The organism is Clostridium algidicarnis DSM 15099, from assembly GCF_002934235.1.
Classification (GTDB): domain Bacteria; phylum Bacillota; class Clostridia; order Clostridiales; family Clostridiaceae; genus Clostridium_L; species Clostridium_L algidicarnis.
In genome coordinates this window covers 54,626-72,194 of the sequence record NZ_PTIS01000003.1, presented here as the reverse complement: position 1 = coordinate 72,194, position 17,569 = coordinate 54,626, and the positions used below count along the sequence as shown (strand labels likewise).

The window sequence follows — 17,569 nt, the reverse complement described above, 5'->3', positions numbered from 1 at the left end:
ACATATGAGAGAAGGCATACACCCAAATTACAATCATGAGGCTGTAGTTAAATGTGCATGTGGAAATACTTTCACTACTGGTTCAGTTAAAGATGAACTAAAAGTGGAAATTTGTTCAAAATGCCATCCTTTCTTCACTGGGCGTCAAAAGATCGTTGACGTTGGAGGAAGAGTTGAAAGGTTCAATAAGAAGTTCAACTTAAAAAGCGAAGAATAAAGCTATATGAGGAAGATCTATTGATCTTCCTCAACTGCTTTTTTTTTGCTTTTTTTTATTAATTCCATTATAAAATATATATTATTTTCTTTAAATTTCTACATATCTTATTTTGTCATTAGATCTTATTTGGAAATATCTATCTTTTTTATCATTTGTAACAATTCTTTATTATTCTTTGTTCTAGATAATAAACTTATTAAGTTCCCTGTTATTGTTTCAATATTTCCTTCTCTATACATAACTTTTCTTATATTGTATGCTACATCTTTTTCATCTTCTGTAAGCAATAAATCTTCTTTTCTAGTTCCCGATTTATAAATATCAATAGCTGGAAAGATTCTTCTTTCTTGAAGCTTTCTGTCTAAATGAACTTCCATATTTCCAGTTCCTTTAAATTCTTCAAATATCATATCATCCATTCTGCTTCCTGTTTCAACCAATGCAGTTGCAAGTATAGTAAGGCTTCCACCTTCTTCAATATTTCTTGCAGCTCCAAAGAATTTCTTTGGCATTATTAAAGCCCCTGGATCAAGACCTCCTGATAAAGTTCTTCCTGAAGGGTTAACAGTAAGGTTATATGCCCTAGCAAGCCTTGTAATACTATCTAATAATATTACAACGTCTTGGCCTTGTTCTACCATACGTTTAGCTCTTTCAAGTACCATTTGAGCAACCTTTGTATGATGATCTGGTTCCTCATCAAATGTAGAATATATTACCTCTCCATTTATAGATCTTTGCATATCTGTAACTTCTTCTGGTCTTTCATCTATTAAAACAACTATAAGTTTTATTTCAGGATAATTATAAGAAATGTTTTGTGCTATCTTTTTAAGCAAAGTAGTTTTTCCTGCTTTAGGTGGAGCTACAATCATCCCTCTTTGTCCTTTTCCAATAGGACTTATTATATCCATAAGTCTTGAAGATAGGTTATTGTCATGATGAGTTTCAAGTCTTAATCTTTGATCTGGGTATACAGGTACAAGTCTTTCAAATGATTTTCTTCCCACAGCCTTTTCAGGGTTTTCACCATTTACTCTTTCAACATACAAAAGAGCTTTAAACTTTTCACCATCTTTAGGTATTCTTACCTTTCCTTCTACCTCATCACCAGTTCTTAAATTAAACCTTCTTATTTGAGATGGTGATACATATATGTCATCTGTACTTGTGAGATAATTCTTACCTCTTAAGAAACCAAAGTTATTATTTTCATTTACCTCTAATACCCCTCTTGCAGACTGAGAGTCATTTATCATAGTTTTTAATCTTTCTCTTTTATTCTCCTCTTCAGCCTTGTCCACAGTTATATTATCTGGCCTTTTTTCTTCATTATTAATCAAAACATTGTTTTTAACAGGTTCTTCTTTAATTTCATTCTTATCCGTTAAAACCTCTTCTTTAATCTTAGGAGCTATCTTTTCTTGAAGAACCATGCCATTTTTTTGCATAGACACAGGTAATGGTAAAACCTTTTTAATTTCTTCGATTAATTCGCTTTTTTTAAATTTACTTATATTTTTTATGTCTAATTCTTTAGCCTTTTTTCGTAACTCAACCAAAGTTACTTTTTCATAATTATCTATCGACAAAATTACACCTCCATTTTTTATTATTCTTAACTTCATAAGTTTTAAAATCTTATAGTTTTTTTAAATCTTTTAATTTTTCACAGAACTAACATGAAGTTATCATTAAAATTATTAATCATGAGATAAGTTCTAGAATTCAAATAAACAGAAAACAATAAGAACGTTCAGATAAAATGGATATGAATATAAGAAGACCTTCTAAGATTATATAGGCTATTAGATTATACGTTTTAGCCTATAATAAAATAAATATAGATATTAATATTTATTTTATTTATATTTTATGTAAATCATATTTCATATTAAATTATATACTTATATGCGCCAACGTCAAGTTATAAGTTTAAAACAGTTTAAACTTATAACAGCTACATAACTTTTTAAAAAATTTTTTTTTAATAAACCCTCATAATAATCTCTATATAGTAGAATAAATTTGATTATTGATATGTCTACGTTCTTTTATAATGCTATAAACCATTTCTTTTTTTCCTATAAGTAATATGAAATTCCCACTATTTTTGCAACCTCCTATAATTAAGTCCTTACACAAAACTTCTTTAAGTTTATAATTGTAACTATGGAGCTTATTACAAAATGGACATTTCATACTTATGCATAAAAATTTCTTATTTTTATTTATTATAATTGTCCCATCGAGATATTTCTTATCTAGTTGCTTTAATTCAAAGATATTTGTATCTATCTTAGTAATTGTATTATCTGCATTTTTAAATGCTATTGATACTTCAGTATTATACATAATGGATTCACCTCCATATACCTCTTCACCACTATCTAACTAAATAAGTTCTCTACAAACGGAGAAAAGTTACATACCAGTAAGAGCGCAGCATTCTATCTAACTAAATAAGTTCTCTACAAACCCCTTAATTCCTCTATAATAATCAAAACTTTTAATTTATTATTAATTTTAATATGTATAAAGTTGATGCTTACACATATCTTATATTATTTCTTTTATTATTTTTTGAATTTCAAAATATTTTTCCCTAAAATCCTTATTAACATATAACTTTTCTTCTGCTTTTTTAAAGTTATACTTTATAGATGTTTTAGTCTTAGAAGGCATAATTTCTTCTAATATAATCTCATCTGTGCACTTGTTGCTTTTTAGTAATAGTAAAAGTAGATATTTGCACTCTTTATCTTTTAATAATGGAATAATATCATTTTCATCAATATTGTTATACTGACATAAAATTTGTATTATCTTTTCATATTGGTATCTTTTTAGATCTTTATATTCCATATATTCAACTCCTAACTAGCTATTGTAAGGTATCTTAAATTATACCCAAAATTAATTAATTTAATCTCTTATATACAAAATATATTATTTTACAAATAAAAAAAGACGAATTCTTTTAAAATTAGAATGCATCTTTTTTTTATTTATAACTTATATTTTGAATTTTTTCTTTTATAAAAGGATCTACAAAGTTTAGTTAGAAAATTTTTAATTCTATATATGACATGTCCATGTTTTAATCTTTAATTTAAGCCATGAGTTAAGATTTTATTTTGATTTTAAGTTCCGTGTTTTGTGCAGCTTGACCTGCTATAATCATATTGTAGCTTATAAAAACTTCTCCACCTTTATCACCAACATCTATTTTTAAATCATCAGTATCTATTTTTATCTCTAGAACACCATAAGGAGTATTGTATAATGTTGTGCACTGCTTATTTTTATCAAAGTGCATTTCTGCATTAGTTGTGCCTTCCCTTAACAGTGAAAGTTTTTCTTTAGAAATTTTAAGAGTTGTTGTAGTTCCTTCCATTCCGCTTATTTCTGTTTCATCGTATACTGCAAAATATTCATCTTCCTTTTTGTAAAAGTCCCCTGGTGTTACCACTTCTATAGCCTCATCCTTACTTAATTTTTCATGACTTAAAATCGAAATTATGGCCTTTTTTTTCATATTTATCCCTCACTTTGATTTAAATATTAATACTATATTCATTAATATTTTCATCATTTATATTAATAGCGTTAATATATTTATTTGCAATTGTTTTATGCTTTCCATACTTTACAGTAATTTTTTCTTCACTATTTCCTTTACTATACCTCAAAGAAATATTTGCTGCAAATTCTATTGCTTCATTAGTTTTATCTCCTGTTAAAATTACCATAGACCCAGCATAATCCTTTGGGAAAAATAAAAAGTCTTCTTCTTTAAGTAACTTTTTCATACATATAGCTTCATCTCTAGTTCTAGATACAATTACCTTACTATTACCTATCCTAAAATGTCTTCCATATCTTAAAAGGCCTATATCTTTATTATCAGGATCATCATTATATTTTAATAAATCTTTTAATCTTTTTGAATAATTAGGTTCTGTAAGTTTACATCCTCCCGCTGGAGATGGATAATCCTTTATTCCAAATACTTCTGCAAGTTCCATCTGCCTCGTTCTCGACCTTCCAGATATATCAAGCAAATCTTCCCTATTAACTAAGCCTTCCTTTTCCATATCTGTAGGTTCTAAATTTAATGCACATAATGGTCTTAATATCTTATTGCTAAACCCGGATTCTTTCTTAACAATATCCAAAGATCTTTTATTTTGAGACATAGGTCTTTGATTTAAAACCTCACCTGTTATAATAAAATCTGCTTTATACTTATCTAATAACTCACCTGTATACTTCATCATCATTGCATGACAATCTATGCAGGGATTCATATTTTTACCATAACCATGTTTAGGATTTTTTAACATATTAAAATGTTCCTTAGAAAAATCCACAACCACTAGGGGTATACCTATGATTTTACACATATCTTTAGCCTTTGACTCATCGAAAAAATATGATTTAAAACAAACTCCTATAACATCGATTCTTTGTTCTTTAATTATCTTAGCCGCTAATATACTGTCTAAGCCTCCAGATATCATAGCTAAAGCTATTGTCATAACCTCACTCCTTAAAAGTTTAAAAATCTAATTAAACTATTATATAACATTTAATATTGTTTATCCCTTATACTAAATGTAAAGGGGTAAACATCAAGTGATTCTTAGACTCAGGTGGAATTTGATTATAAGGAATACATCTCCATCTGAGTCTTAGAAAAACTTATCCAGTGGCGTAGCAGCCATCATCTCCCCACCTTGAAGAGGATAGGGGTGTTACGGATGGTAGCCATCGGATAAATATATATCGTATATCGTATAGTTTAGCTAAATTTTATAATTATATCAAGATATTTTAAGTGATAAGCCCTTAAATTTAACTATTGTATATAAAATTTGCTTAGATTATATTGCAAGCTTTCCATTAGCTGTATTGATTATCTTAATTATTCTTTCAAAGTTTCCAGAAACTGCATCTACATATACTTTATACTCATCATCTCTATAAGTTCCACTGTATTCATAACACAACTTTTCTTTATTCATTTCCCCTGGAACTATTACGAGCTTTATATCTTTTAATTCTAAACGTTTGCCTATATTTTTCTTTCCTTCATCAGCATTAATATTAATTGTTGGAATTTCACGACTTTTAGTGTGAGATACTAAATATTTATCAGCTTCCATACCTATTATATCTCCATCATCTAAGGCAATCTTAAGTTTTATTTGATCTGTATAAACTAGTATATCATCAATAGTAAACACATAGTTAATCGTTACATTGTCTTCATATTTTAATGTATATGTAGGCTTCATATTCTCATATCCTAAAGATTCTAAATACTCTTTCCCTATTTCTATAGACTTTTCTAAATCTATATTTGGCTTATTTAATGCTTTATTATCCATAATATAAATAACCTTTCCTCCTCTTTTAGATATATCGCAGACTATATTTTCTTTTTCATCTCTTCCATTTACTGTTACATTGAATCCATAAGATTCTATTTTAGTATTGCTTTCACTATTTTTTTCTTTTATATCTTTTATATCTCTATTTGCCAAAGCCTTCTTTAGAAGATCCTTTGCCTCTTCTATAGAAACTTCTGCTTCTTCATTTACTTTTGGTTCTACCTCCAGTATATTTTCTGAAAAAGGGCCATCATAAATCAATGCAGGATATTGCGCTACTTGCTTTTGTATATTTTGAAACTTTTCTCCTACAACGTCTTCCTCACTTTTTGGCAGAACCCCTGTAGCCTTCTTTCTTATTTCCCCCCACTTTACTTTTCCTTCATTTATTTCTTGTAATAATCCATTTAGATTTTCTCTTAACTCATAAGATTGATCTGAAAGATCATCAATAGCAATTAATTGTTCTTCTGTAATTTCTTCGCCGCTTACAGAATTCCTTACAAGAGTATAGCAAAAATCTCCAACCTGAATTAAAAATTTACTTGTCTCATTGACTCTTTCTTGGGGTATAGGCAATGAGTGTAGTCTATCCGATGCCATAGTGGAATATCTAAAGATCTCCTCAAATATGAGCATTCTCTGATTTTTATCATCTACTACAGCAGATTTTGAAAGATTATCTTGTATATTATCCACTGCAGTTAAAAGTTCATAAATATTTTTACTATATTGACCTTGAAGATAATTTCTATAATCAGTCCTTTCTAAAGTCATAAGTATTGCAAATGTACTTGAAAATACTACTATTAAAGTAGCTATCAAGGTGTATATGATTCTCTTTTTTGATATATCGTCTTTTTTATTCATAAATTTCTACCTCCTATATGGTGGTAGTATTTGTGTTATTTGCGACTATTATTCCTTTATATTATAATCATAGTAATATATATTTAAATCTATCATAAATTATTATTTTATATACCCTGATTTTTAAAAGTATTGTATACTTATAAATAGAATTTAAACAAAACGTAAGATACTGAAGGTGTGAACATTAATGAAACTATTGATTTTATCTGTCTCAGCTGGTGGCGGTCATATAAATGCTGCTGAAGCTATAAAAACACATACTGAATTAAATATACCTAATTCAGAAGTAAAAATAATAGATACAATAAAATATATCAATCCACTTTTGGATAAACTTATAATTGGAAGTTACCTAAAGAGTATAAGAATTTATCCATCTATATTTGGACTGCTTTATAATCATACAGAAAATGATGGAGGATTAACTACTATAAGTGAAAGGTTTAATACCCTTATGTCAATCAAAGTATTGACGCTTATAAATAAATTTGATCCAGATTTAATAATATCTACCCATCCCTTCTCCACAGGTATGTTATCTGTATTAAAAGCTAAGAACAAATTAAATAAACCAAATATAACTATAATGACTGACTATGCTCCTCATAATTCTTGGATTCATCCCGATGTAGATGCTTATGTAGTAGCTACAGAGGAAATGGGAAAACAGATGGCTTTAAGAGGGGTTGATAGTAATAAAATTTTTTCATTAGGCATCCCTGTGCATCCAGACTTTTTACACCATGAAAATCGAAATAAAATCCTTTTAGATTTAGACCTTGATCCAAATAAATTCACATTATTACTAATGGGCGGAAGTCTTGGAATGGGAAAAATATTAGAAGTATATGAACAAATATCAGAGATACCTATTGACTTTCAAATAATAGCTATAGCTGGTAATAACAAAAAATTATTAAATTCTCTAAAAAAAGCAGTTATGATTTCTAATAAGCCAACCAAAATAATTGGATTCAGTGATGATATTAATAACTTTATGAAATGTGCTGATCTTCTTATTACAAAACCAGGTGGCTTAACAATTTCAGAAGCACTTATATCTAATTTGCCACTTGCTATCTTTTCTGCTATACCTGGTCAAGAAGAAAAGAATGCAGAGTTTTTACTTAAACATGATTTAGCTATAGATTTAGGTACAGGTACAGATTGTAAATTTAAAATACAAGAACTTATAAAAGATCCTTATAAACTTAATACTATGAAAACTAATTGTAAAGCCTTTGCAAAACCTAATGGTGGTAAAGATATAATTTCTCTTATGGAAGATATGGTTAAATAAAAAAAGAAGCTAATTTAATGTTTAACTTAGCTTCTTTTATTTCTATCTTTTGTTTTGTTTAGTTTTTATATCTTTTACGACTTCCCCAATTTTAGATTTAAATATAATATTACTTTTATCTTTTCTTTTTACAATGTCATATTCTTTTTCACTTAAATTCTTTTTCATTATTTCTTCTGTATCCTCGCTAGAAACTTCACCCTTTGTGATATCTACAAAGCATAAGGGTGGAAACATTACACACCACCAATTTTGCCCCTTTCCATCTCCTAAAATTATTCTATAGGCTTCATATTCTCCCTGAGGCAAAGTTATATCACCATAACTTTTCACTGGAAACATTTCATTAGATAATGTACTTTCTACTTTATAATCATAGTTATTTTCTTGTAACACCTTTAATGCTATATCTTTTATTTCTTTATCATTTTCTTTTAATATTTCTCTAGACTTATCTATTTCAGAAGCTCCCTCTAACTTAGGATAAATATATTCTAAAACTTTATCTCTTACCTTTAACTTTATATCTTGATCTTCAATAGAATCACTATTAGCTATTACATGAAATCTAATCATCTTATCTTTTATCAATTCACTATCTGAATTATTAAACTTATTTAACTCTTGTCCAGAAAATGCAAAAGCTGTAACCATTGAAATTAATATAATTATTGACACCAAATACTTTTTCACACCCTCACTCCTTTACAATTAATTATTGCCATAAAAACTATTAATATTCACATAATATAATTAATTGCAACAAAATATAAATGTTTCCAAGTGTGATTTAATCTTTTACCAATTTAAAGAGCACTTTGAAACATAAGTTATTTTGTAATACCTGCACGTCTTATTGATGTATCTATTTTTATATTTATTTTAGCTTTAGAAAATGCCTCTTCAGGATCATCTTTAATATCCTTCCATATCTTAGGTTGAAACTTTTCTATATATTCATTTACTCCTATAGCATCTACATTAAGTTCTTTTTGTAAATAATCTAATACCTTTTTACAATCATATTCCATGCATCTACTAATTTTATCTTCAAGTTCTTTTAATGAGTCTTTATTAAAATCCTCTTTACCTAAATAAGCTGACTTTATTACTCCTTCTAAACTTATATTTATATCCACATTTAATTCTTGGTCCTTTATATATGCTTTAGTCCTTCTCTTTGAACCATAAATTTCAAAATCTATAGGGTGCCCCTCTTGAATTACTGACTTAACACCACTTTTTAACTTTCCATTTAGTATGCTTAAACTTAATGTTTCATTTATATCTAAATTTCCTTTAAAAGCATAATCTTTAATCACAGTAGATCCATCTAAAAGAAATTCTTTCTTTTCTTTATCTATTTTCATAAATGGTATTATACCACTATTATTTTTTTCTAAACTAATCAATAGTTCGCTTAGTGTAACTAGCTTCATAAATCCATTTCTTGCGTTATTCTCCATAATACCTGTTATATTAATTTGAGTATGCTTATCTATAGGGGGAACTACCTTTATAAACTCTTCAGGATCTCCCTCTGTAACAATAACATAAGCCCTCCTATTAATCTTAGGCTGTCTTTCGAAATAATCTAAGATTTCTACCATTGTATGAGGATAAGCTAGGATATCTTTACTTATTAATATTACCCTAACATGTTCTAGATAAATACTCCTACTACTAAAATCACAAACCTCCTTTAAAGCACCTTCCATGGAGTATGTATTTGCCGTAAAATAGATATCCCCTTGAATAGTAGGCTTACTTGGTGAAAAGTCTGCAATATTAGGAAATGAATAAGATACTTTTAACTTTTCAAGATCTAGCATAGAAGATTCATTGACTACTTCATCTTCCTTCTCTCTTGAAATATCCTTTCCTGCATCTATGCCTATTAATGATACTAATATCCTTCTATCTATCTCTACTTGATCCCAGCATCCTGTAGTACATAAACATATTATAATTATCGCTACAATACCTATCTTTCTCACTTATTGCTCTCCTTTCTTCTTATTTTTATAGTTGTAACAATGTAAAACAATAAAGGAAATAATAACATGCTTGTAAATATCAATATTCTAAGTACGCTCATAATAAAAGTATTTAAGGTATACACACTCCCTGGGAATATAGCAATTATATATATGAATGGTGTAGTTATTAAAACACTTAATTTTATATCCTTTAATTTAAATACATCACTTATAATATAACAGCTAAAATAATAAAGATTTACAAACGTTGTAAAATAAAACAATATCCAAAGACCCATGATAACACCTTCCCACCGTTCTACAAAAAGTCCTGGAAAGTCTATGGATGTAACCATTGTAATAGTTGGCCATAATATTCTCTTTGTTTGTTCTTTAGATAATATAGCTAAGCAAAATATATTTATTAACGTATAAAATATTGTAGTAAATCCCACTGCTTTAAGAACTGACTTTTTTGCAGAAATCTTATTTTCTGCCAATGGAAGTAATAAAAACATCATCTCTATTCCAGCAAAAGAAACCAGAGATTGTAACAAAGCTTTTATATAATCAAAAGGCTTTTGTTGAAATACGGGAAGCATATTAGTAAAATCACTATTCTTTAGTAAAATTAAAAATATGAAAATACAGGGAATAAACATTATTAAAAATGATATTTCATTAAATCTTACTAGGTTATTTATTCCACCCCTTACTATATATGCTCCTGTTATTATGGTAACTAGTAATAAAAATTCTGTAGGCGTTTTTTCTAACATATACTTTTTCATAACTTCAACAAAATTCCTCATTTGTGTGGAGGATAGAATTAGCATATAAGCTGAATAAAACATTAAAATTAAAGTACCAAATACTATGCCCATATTCCCTTTAGCTACTTCTTGAAATTCCTTAAATTCATTAAGCTTACATATCTTATAGATCATATATGCTATGACCATATAAACTCCTCCTGATAAAATACTAATGATCCACCCTTCATTATTAACATTTTCGGCTAATTCTCTCGGATATGAGAAAATACCTACACCTATTACTGTACAAACCAGCGTGGAGAATAATCCATATGACCTTATTTTTTTATTAGAATCCATGACTACCTCCCTATATTCCCCTTATTATTTTGTCTTACTTTATCTCCTGTTTTCATATACTGAGGTCTTTTTGTAAAGTATCTCATCGGGTATTTTACAATAGTGTCTTTTATATCACCTTTATCTAAATTTACAATAGGAGACAAATACGATATTCCAAAGCTCTCTAGCTTAGTTAAATGTGCTAAAGTCACCATACATCCAAGTGCTATACCATAAAGTCCTAATGTAGATGCCATTATAATAAACGCAAATCTTATAATTCTAAATGCAAAGGATATCTCATAATTAGTTGTGGTAAAGCTTGTTGTTGCAGTTATTGCTACTATTATTATCATAATTGGGCTAACTACACCCGCACTTACAGCAGACTGACCTATAACAAGTCCTCCTACTATACCTATGGTGGCTCCTATAGGTCTAGGTAGCCTTATAATAGCTTCCATAAGTAAAGCTAGACTTATCTCCATTATTATTGCTTCTATAAAGGCTGGAAATGGAACACCTTCTCTTGATGCCGCTATAGAGTATGCAAGTCTAGTAGGAATTATAGATGTATGGTAAGACGTAATTGCTACATACAACGGTGTGGCTAGCATGGATATAAATATGGCTAGCATTCTTATCATTCTTACACTTGAAGAGTACATCCATCTTTGATAATAATCCTCTGGAGATTGAAAGAAATTGGCAAATATCGTTGGAACTAATAACACAAAAGGAGAATTATCTATTAAGATAGCAATTCTACCTTCAAGTAATGAAGATGAAACTACATCAGGTCTTTCTGTTAATTGAATTTGAGGAAATAAACTCCACTGATCATCTTCAATTAGTTGTTCTAATTGACCACTATCTAAAATGCTATCTATGTTTATATCTGACAGCCTTTCCATAAGTTCATTCAATGCGTCATAGTTAACTATATCCTCTATGTACATTATTACTACATCTGTTTTAGATCTAACCCCTATACTTTTTGGTACAGTTTTAAGACCTTTGTCTCTAATTCGCCTTCTTACTAAAGCCGTATTAAATCTTATGGTTTCAGTGAATCCTTCTCTTGATCCACGTACTGACGTTTCATTGGCAGGTTCGCCTACACCTCTATTTGGCCATGCCCTGGTTGCCAATATGTAACAATCGCTTAATCCTTCAATAAATAAAACTGTATCTCCTGAAAGTATGGAATCTATACATTTATTCATATCGGTTTCTTCTTTCAGGTCTGAAACCGTTAAAATCCTTTCCTTTATCTCTTCACTTTTAGTTATATGACTAGATTCTAGCATCAAGCTTTCAATAACATAATCGTTTAATAGTTGTTTATCTGCTAAGCCATCTATGTATATAATCCAACACTTAAGGTCTCCACATAAAAACTCCCTGAAAACTAGGTCAGAATTCTTTTGTAATATATCTTTTATATATGTAATATTTTTATTCAAATCTTTGTTTACGTTCCCTTTTAAAATTCTTCTCAATAAAACTACCACCTTTAATCAAATTTTATTATTTTAAAAGTTGTAAATAAGCCAATTGAAATAACTATCATAAATAAAGGTATAAATTTGTACTTTTTATATAACTTATCATCATCTTTCTTAAGAAAATACTCTTTATCCCAATATAAAACATATAAGGAGGATATCACTGTTAAAACCACAAAATATAAATCAAAAACATTTTTCATCTATAAGCACCTCATTTTATCTTTTATATTAAAGTATAAATTAAAAAACCTTATTACCCTATTAGTATTATCCTTAAATACTAAAGTATACATTTTCTTTATGTTGAAAATAGCTTAAATATATTACTTTTAAATAGTTCAATATATTAATTTATTTTTAGGTAATATAAAATAGCCTCTTAAGTATTTTATATAAGGTACTGCCTTAATATATCTACTTAAGAGGCCACAAGCTGTATTTAATTAAATTAATACTTTCTATTAATTAAATTAAAATTTTTATTTTTATATAGTTCTAGTTATATAGGTCTCAGGATACTTTTTTTTCATGTAATCATAGCATCTTTGTGCTTTTAGCATATCTTCAAACAATCCAAATACCGTTGGTCCACTACCACTCATTAATGAACCTATTGCATCCATTTCAATCATAGATGTTTTTATTTCTCCAATAATTCTGTGCTTTTTCAATGTTACATTTTCTAAAACATTTTTCATATTCCAACATACAGATTTTAGATCATCTTTCTTCATGGAATCAATTATGGCATCTATATTTGGATGTTTATAAATTTTATCTACTTTAAGGCTTGTATACACATCTCTCGTAGATACTCCAAATGGAGGCTTAACTAAAACTAAAATATGATTCTTAAAAGACGGGAGATTTGTTATCTTTTCTCCTATGCCTTCACATAGTGCAGTGCCTCCAGTTAGGCAATATGGAACATCTGCACCAAGTTTTAAAGCAATTTCCCTTAAATCCTTTAAAGGTGCGTTAATCTCAAATAACCTATTCATCAAATTTAATACTGCCGCAGCATTAGTACTTCCCCCTGCAAGTCCTGCTGATACAGGTATATTTTTCTTTATATCTATAAATACGCCTTTTCTTATGTTATATCTTTTTATAAATTCTTCTGCAGCCTTATAAGCTATATTTCTATTATCTATGGGTACGTAACTTTTATTGCACCTTATCTCTATACCTTTTTCTATAATATCTATATTTATTACATCATAAATATCAATAGTTTGCATTATCATTTTTAATGTATGATATCCATCTTCTCTTTTACCTATTACATCTAGAGCAATGTTTATTTTTCCATGAGCTTTAATCTCCATGTGGTCCCTCCAAAACAATTTTAATAATTAGATTACTAATTTATTATAATATCAATATATATATACCTATATTATAATTTATTAGTCTCTATTGTAAAGATGTAAAAGGTGAAGACATTAAAAATCAATATTATTATAAGCCTCTTTATCAATTAATAAAGAGGCTCACATTAAAATAATCTATACTCAAAACATTTTTCTATATTACTTTTTCAGTTTTATTTAGTTTTTCTTCTATTAAAATTTGATTCTTTTTAATTAAATCTCTAAGACATATATAATCTTCAAAGAAAGCCATAATTAAATCTCCATTATTAGCATTATCTATAGCTTTTTGAAGTGCCTTTTCTTCCTCTAATATTATTTCTACGTCTTTATTGCTTTTGCAAGAAGAAATAGCTCCTTTATAAAGTATTTTTGCAACTTCTCCTTTTTTTCTTCCCCGTTTATCTTTATCCTCCTTTATATATATATGGTGAAAGTTTTCTGCTGAAAACTTTCCAAGTTCAAGTATACATTCATCTGACCTATCCCCTGGCAGTCCAATAACCCCTATTAATTTACTGTATTTCATCTTTTTTAAACCAGCTACCACTGCCTTATATCCGTCTAAATTATGACCATAATCCAGTACTACAGTTACTCCATTTACTTCATACATATTAAACCTGCCGGGATTATTATTTTCATCACTTTTAAACGATTTAATACCCTTACTTATCATGCAGTAATCTATTTTAAGTCCTACTAAAGTTGCTACAGCTGCTAAAGCATTTTCAATATTATAGTCTAAGTTGCCTTGTAATGTTATTGGAATATCTTTTACTTCAGCGATGTGAAATATCTTTTTCCCCTTTTCTACATAAATAGCATTATCATATATATATACACCATAGCCACCTTTTTTAATGTTTTCCTTAAGATATTTATTTTCTTTGTCTTTAGAAAATAATATTAGATTACCTCTAGCCTTATTGATAACATTTAAGCTTTGGTCATCGTCAGCATTTAAAACTGAATATCCATTATCTTTTACCGCTTCAACCACCAAAGATTTTACTTGGACCAAATCACCAATATTATTTACCCCGTCTAGGCCTAAATGATCTTCTCTTATATTTGTTATAACCCCTACGTCTGCTAGATCATAGGCAAGGCCTTTTCGTATTATGCCTCCTCTTGCAGTTTCCAGTACAGCTATATCAATTTCTTTATTCATTATAACTGTCCTTGCACTTTCAAATCCTGTAGTATCACCAGTTTCTATGCAATTATTATCGATATATATCCCGCCTGTAGTAGTCATACCAACTTTATATCCTATTAAAGATAGTGTATGACTTACTAGTCTTGTAGTTGTAGTCTTTCCATTCGTTCCCGTTATAGATATTACTGGTATACTAGTAGGAGAATTTTCAAACAGCATATCTACAATATTAGATGCCACATCCCTCTTCTTACCTTCATCAGGATAAAGATGCATTCTTATACCAGGGGCTGCATTGACCTCCATAACTATGCCCTCTTTTTGTAATGGAATAGATATATCATTGCAACATATGTCTATTCCACAAACATCAAGCCCTATAGTCTTAGATATTCTAGTGCATAAACTTATGTTTTCTTCGCATATTATATCCGTACAATCTATAGCATATCCTCCTGTGGATAGATTAGCATTTTTAAGGAGCTCTAATCTTTCATTTAATGCTAGGATAGATTTTAACTTATATCCATTTGCCCCAATAGTTCTGATTAAGTTTTCATCTATCTTTACCTTAGTTAAAGGCTTCTCATGATCCTTACCTCGTCTTTTATCTCTATTAAGATTATCCACTAATTCTTTAATAGACCTTTTTCCATCACCAATTATATAAGGTGGTTTTCTTAAAGATACTGCAACTACTTTATTATCAACCATACACACTCTATAATCTTTTCCTTTAGCATACTTTTCTATTATGATATCTTCGAATTTTATTTTTAGACTATTATATGCTTCTAATAATTCTTTTTCATCCTTTATATCTAAAACTACGCCTTTACCTTGATTGCCGAATCTAGGTTTTAATACCACTGGATAACCTATAACTTTTCCTTGAAATAAAAGACCTAGTGAATTACTAACTATTGCACCCTTTGCTACTGGTATATATTGATTTTGAAGTAGACTTTTTGTAATCCATTTGTCACAAGCTATATCAACACCAATAGATTTTGTAGAATCCACAATTGTTGCATTTATTAGCTTTCCATACCTTCCATATCCCATTTGATATAGTCCTGAGTCTTCTAATTCTAATATTGGTATTCCTTTTTCCTTTGCAGCGTCATATAAAGCTTTAGTGCTGGGCCCTATTGCTTCTAAATCTAAAATGCCTTTTATATTTTTCAATCTATATTTCATGTTGATATTTTTGTTTTTGATCAGTGAATTAATAATATCTAATGCTAATTTAACTATACTAATTGCTGTCTTTGGGTATATATATTGAAATATAATATAGTATTTATCACCGCTTATTTCTCTAGCTTTTCCATAACATATATCCATATCCAATGTGTTATGAATTGCAATTATAATGTGCTCACATATATGAGCCAAATAGGTACCCTCTTCTAATCTTTTAACAAATCCTCCCTCTTCATCTATTCCACATCTATGCTTTCTTAATTCTGGTACTAAATATAATAGTCTTTCATTAAATTGTAAAATATTCTTACTTGGAATATTCTTATATCCCTCTAGATTAAGGTCTACTCTTATACACTTTTTATGAGAATATATATTTCTTCCTTCGAATATTCTATAACTAATTATCTTCATTTTTTAATCTATCCTCCTCAAAAGGAACTTTACTATTTAAATTAAACCCATTTCCTTTTTTTAAAACATGCATATTTACATCAAAAATACTTAGTAGTTCTTCTGGAAATTGCTCTGATACGTTGCTTTTAGTTATACTTCTTCCATCTATAACATATACAGCACCAGATCCAATAACCTTAAATGTTCCATTTCTGTTTACAACTATGGCAGTATCTTCATCTATACCTATACCTAAAACCTCTGGATTTTCAGCTATTCCAACTAGAAGTCTTCCTATTCTTCCCCTTTGTGCAAAGTGCTGATCTATAATAATATCTTTTATGAATCCTAACCCTGGAGCCATTTTCAATGTGCACTTTCTTGGAGATTCATCATCATTGCCTTCTATTATCATTGTGTGGCTCATTACAGATGCTCCAGCAGATGTTCCTACAAATACACAGCCTTCCTCGTATGCAGCCTTCATGGCTTCATATAGAGGCGTTCCTCCTAGCACACTAGTAATCCTTAATTGATCGCCGCCAGTGAAAAATACTAAAGAAGCTTCTTTCATTTTTTGTATATTATTTTTATATGTAGCTTCTTTTCTGCTATTTACATATAATATATCAACATTTTTAACACCCAAATCTACAAATAATTCATTGTAGCTTTCTCCTACTTCTTTAGGATTTTCTGTAGCTACAGTTGCTATCAACAATTTATCTTTACTTTTATTAATAATAGAACTTACGTATCTTAGTATTTCTTTGTTTCCCTTTTTGTCTTCAGCGCCTCCTATAATGATAAGATTTTCTTTATCGATACCTTCCATAAAAATCACCTCTATTTCAGTATTTTTTATTATTTCCAATATATTAATTATTATGCACATTTTTTACTTACATTTTATTATTACAGTTGTTTTACCATCCTCTCTATCACACACATCTTTTAAATATTATTTAATATTTGAACAACAAAATAGGACTTTTAAAGATTATAAACACTTTAAAAGTCCTTAATATAGATTATAATTTTATATAATATATCACA

General features: G+C 28.8%; 16 protein-coding genes. 2 read left to right on the top strand and 14 right to left on the bottom strand.

The genetic code is table 11. The features are described 5' to 3' along the window. Nucleotides 1–4: 4 nt before the first annotated feature. Nucleotides 5–217, top strand: a complete 213-nt coding sequence (rpmE, locus tag BD821_RS03630) for a 50S ribosomal protein L31 (protein WP_029452708.1) — start codon at nt 5–7, stop codon at nt 215–217. 125 nt (nt 218–342) lie between these two features. On the opposite strand, the gene rho is transcribed toward rpmE, so the two are convergent. The 6 genes from rho to ypeB form a co-directional block, all read right to left on the bottom strand. Continuing rightward, the gene (gene rho / locus BD821_RS03625; RefSeq protein ID WP_029452707.1) at nt 343–1,812 is read right to left on the bottom strand and encodes a transcription termination factor Rho; all 1,470 of its coding nucleotides are present in this window, start codon (nt 1,810–1,812) and stop codon (nt 343–345) included. 418 nt (nt 1,813–2,230) lie between these two features. Then, complete coding sequence (locus BD821_RS03620) at nt 2,231–2,575, bottom strand: hypothetical protein (protein ID WP_104409362.1); 345 nt, start codon at nt 2,573–2,575, stop codon at nt 2,231–2,233. Nucleotides 2,576–2,779: 204 nt separating this feature from the next. Then, nucleotides 2,780–3,085 carry a hypothetical protein gene (locus tag BD821_RS03615; RefSeq protein ID WP_029452705.1) on the bottom strand — a complete coding sequence of 102 codons (306 nt, stop codon included), beginning with the start codon at nt 3,083–3,085 and terminating at the stop codon, nt 2,780–2,782. 259 nt (nt 3,086–3,344) lie between these two features. Then, entirely contained in the window at nt 3,345–3,758 is a 414-nt protein-coding gene (locus BD821_RS03610; protein ID WP_029452704.1) for a YwiB family protein, read from the bottom strand. A 19-nt stretch (nt 3,759–3,777) separates the two neighbouring features. After that, nucleotides 3,778–4,761 (bottom strand): DUF814 domain-containing protein, encoded by a 984-nt coding sequence (locus tag BD821_RS03605; protein WP_104409361.1) that lies wholly within the window; start codon nt 4,759–4,761, stop codon nt 3,778–3,780. A 345-nt stretch (nt 4,762–5,106) separates the two neighbouring features. Next, nucleotides 5,107–6,486, bottom strand: coding sequence for a germination protein YpeB (gene ypeB / locus BD821_RS03600; RefSeq protein ID WP_104409360.1), 1,380 nt, complete (start codon nt 6,484–6,486; stop codon nt 5,107–5,109). 190 nt (nt 6,487–6,676) lie between these two features. Between ypeB and BD821_RS03595 the strand changes: the two genes are divergently transcribed. Continuing rightward, nucleotides 6,677–7,789, top strand: a complete 1,113-nt coding sequence (locus BD821_RS03595) for an MGDG synthase family glycosyltransferase (RefSeq protein ID WP_104409359.1) — start codon at nt 6,677–6,679, stop codon at nt 7,787–7,789. 42 nt (nt 7,790–7,831) lie between these two features. Here the strand turns inward: BD821_RS03595 and spoIIR are convergent, their stop codons facing one another. The 8 genes from spoIIR to BD821_RS03555 all read right to left on the bottom strand — a co-directional run bounded on the left by spoIIR (nt 7,832) and on the right by BD821_RS03555 (nt 17,348). Next, nucleotides 7,832–8,482 (bottom strand): stage II sporulation protein R, encoded by a 651-nt coding sequence (gene spoIIR, locus BD821_RS03590; protein WP_104409358.1) that lies wholly within the window; start codon nt 8,480–8,482, stop codon nt 7,832–7,834. Between the two features lie 137 nt (nt 8,483–8,619). Beyond that, nucleotides 8,620–9,786, bottom strand: coding sequence for a Ger(x)C family spore germination protein (locus BD821_RS03585; RefSeq protein ID WP_104409357.1), 1,167 nt, complete (start codon nt 9,784–9,786; stop codon nt 8,620–8,622). Next, the gene (locus BD821_RS03580; protein ID WP_104409356.1) at nt 9,783–10,883 is read right to left on the bottom strand and encodes a GerAB/ArcD/ProY family transporter; all 1,101 of its coding nucleotides are present in this window, start codon (nt 10,881–10,883) and stop codon (nt 9,783–9,785) included. The genes BD821_RS03585 and BD821_RS03580 overlap by 4 nt, the downstream gene beginning before the upstream one ends. Nucleotides 10,884–10,885: 2 nt before the next feature. Further along, a complete protein-coding gene (locus tag BD821_RS03575; RefSeq protein WP_104409355.1) occupies nt 10,886–12,367 on the bottom strand; it encodes a spore germination protein in 1,482 nt (493 codons plus the stop codon). Nucleotides 12,368–12,381: 14 nt separating this feature from the next. Next, nucleotides 12,382–12,576 carry a CLC_0170 family protein gene (locus BD821_RS03570; RefSeq protein WP_104409354.1) on the bottom strand — a complete coding sequence of 65 codons (195 nt, stop codon included), beginning with the start codon at nt 12,574–12,576 and terminating at the stop codon, nt 12,382–12,384. A 285-nt stretch (nt 12,577–12,861) separates the two neighbouring features. Then, nucleotides 12,862–13,704, bottom strand: a complete 843-nt coding sequence (gene ispE / locus BD821_RS03565) for a 4-(cytidine 5'-diphospho)-2-C-methyl-D-erythritol kinase (protein WP_104409353.1) — start codon at nt 13,702–13,704, stop codon at nt 12,862–12,864. Nucleotides 13,705–13,903: 199 nt separating this feature from the next. Further along, nucleotides 13,904–16,531, bottom strand: coding sequence for a cyanophycin synthetase (cphA, locus tag BD821_RS03560; protein ID WP_104409352.1), 2,628 nt, complete (start codon nt 16,529–16,531; stop codon nt 13,904–13,906). Continuing rightward, entirely contained in the window at nt 16,518–17,348 is an 831-nt protein-coding gene (locus BD821_RS03555) for a cyanophycinase (protein WP_029452693.1), read from the bottom strand. The genes cphA and BD821_RS03555 overlap by 14 nt, the downstream gene beginning before the upstream one ends. Nucleotides 17,349–17,569: the final 221 nt, after the last annotated feature.

What these genes read in the sequence shown, in the direction of transcription:
- rpmE (WP_029452708.1), top strand. Translation starts at nt 5, where the DNA reads ATGAGAGAAGGCATACACCCAAATTACAATCATGAGGCTGTAGTTAAA.
- BD821_RS03620 (WP_104409362.1), bottom strand. Translation starts at nt 2,575, where the DNA reads ATGTATAATACTGAAGTATCAATAGCATTTAAAAATGCAGATAATACA.
- BD821_RS03615 (WP_029452705.1), bottom strand. Translation starts at nt 3,085, where the DNA reads ATGGAATATAAAGATCTAAAAAGATACCAATATGAAAAGATAATACAA.
- BD821_RS03610 (WP_029452704.1), bottom strand. Translation starts at nt 3,758, where the DNA reads ATGAAAAAAAAGGCCATAATTTCGATTTTAAGTCATGAAAAATTAAGT.
- BD821_RS03605 (WP_104409361.1), bottom strand. Translation starts at nt 4,761, where the DNA reads ATGACAATAGCTTTAGCTATGATATCTGGAGGCTTAGACAGTATATTA.
- ypeB (WP_104409360.1), bottom strand. Translation starts at nt 6,486, where the DNA reads ATGAATAAAAAAGACGATATATCAAAAAAGAGAATCATATACACCTTG.
- BD821_RS03595 (WP_104409359.1), top strand. Translation starts at nt 6,677, where the DNA reads ATGAAACTATTGATTTTATCTGTCTCAGCTGGTGGCGGTCATATAAAT.
- BD821_RS03580 (WP_104409356.1), bottom strand. Translation starts at nt 10,883, where the DNA reads ATGGATTCTAATAAAAAAATAAGGTCATATGGATTATTCTCCACGCTG.
- BD821_RS03570 (WP_104409354.1), bottom strand. Translation starts at nt 12,576, where the DNA reads ATGAAAAATGTTTTTGATTTATATTTTGTGGTTTTAACAGTGATATCC.
- ispE (WP_104409353.1), bottom strand. Translation starts at nt 13,704, where the DNA reads ATGGAGATTAAAGCTCATGGAAAAATAAACATTGCTCTAGATGTAATA.
- cphA (WP_104409352.1), bottom strand. Translation starts at nt 16,531, where the DNA reads ATGAAGATAATTAGTTATAGAATATTCGAAGGAAGAAATATATATTCT.
- BD821_RS03555 (WP_029452693.1), bottom strand. Translation starts at nt 17,348, where the DNA reads ATGGAAGGTATCGATAAAGAAAATCTTATCATTATAGGAGGCGCTGAA.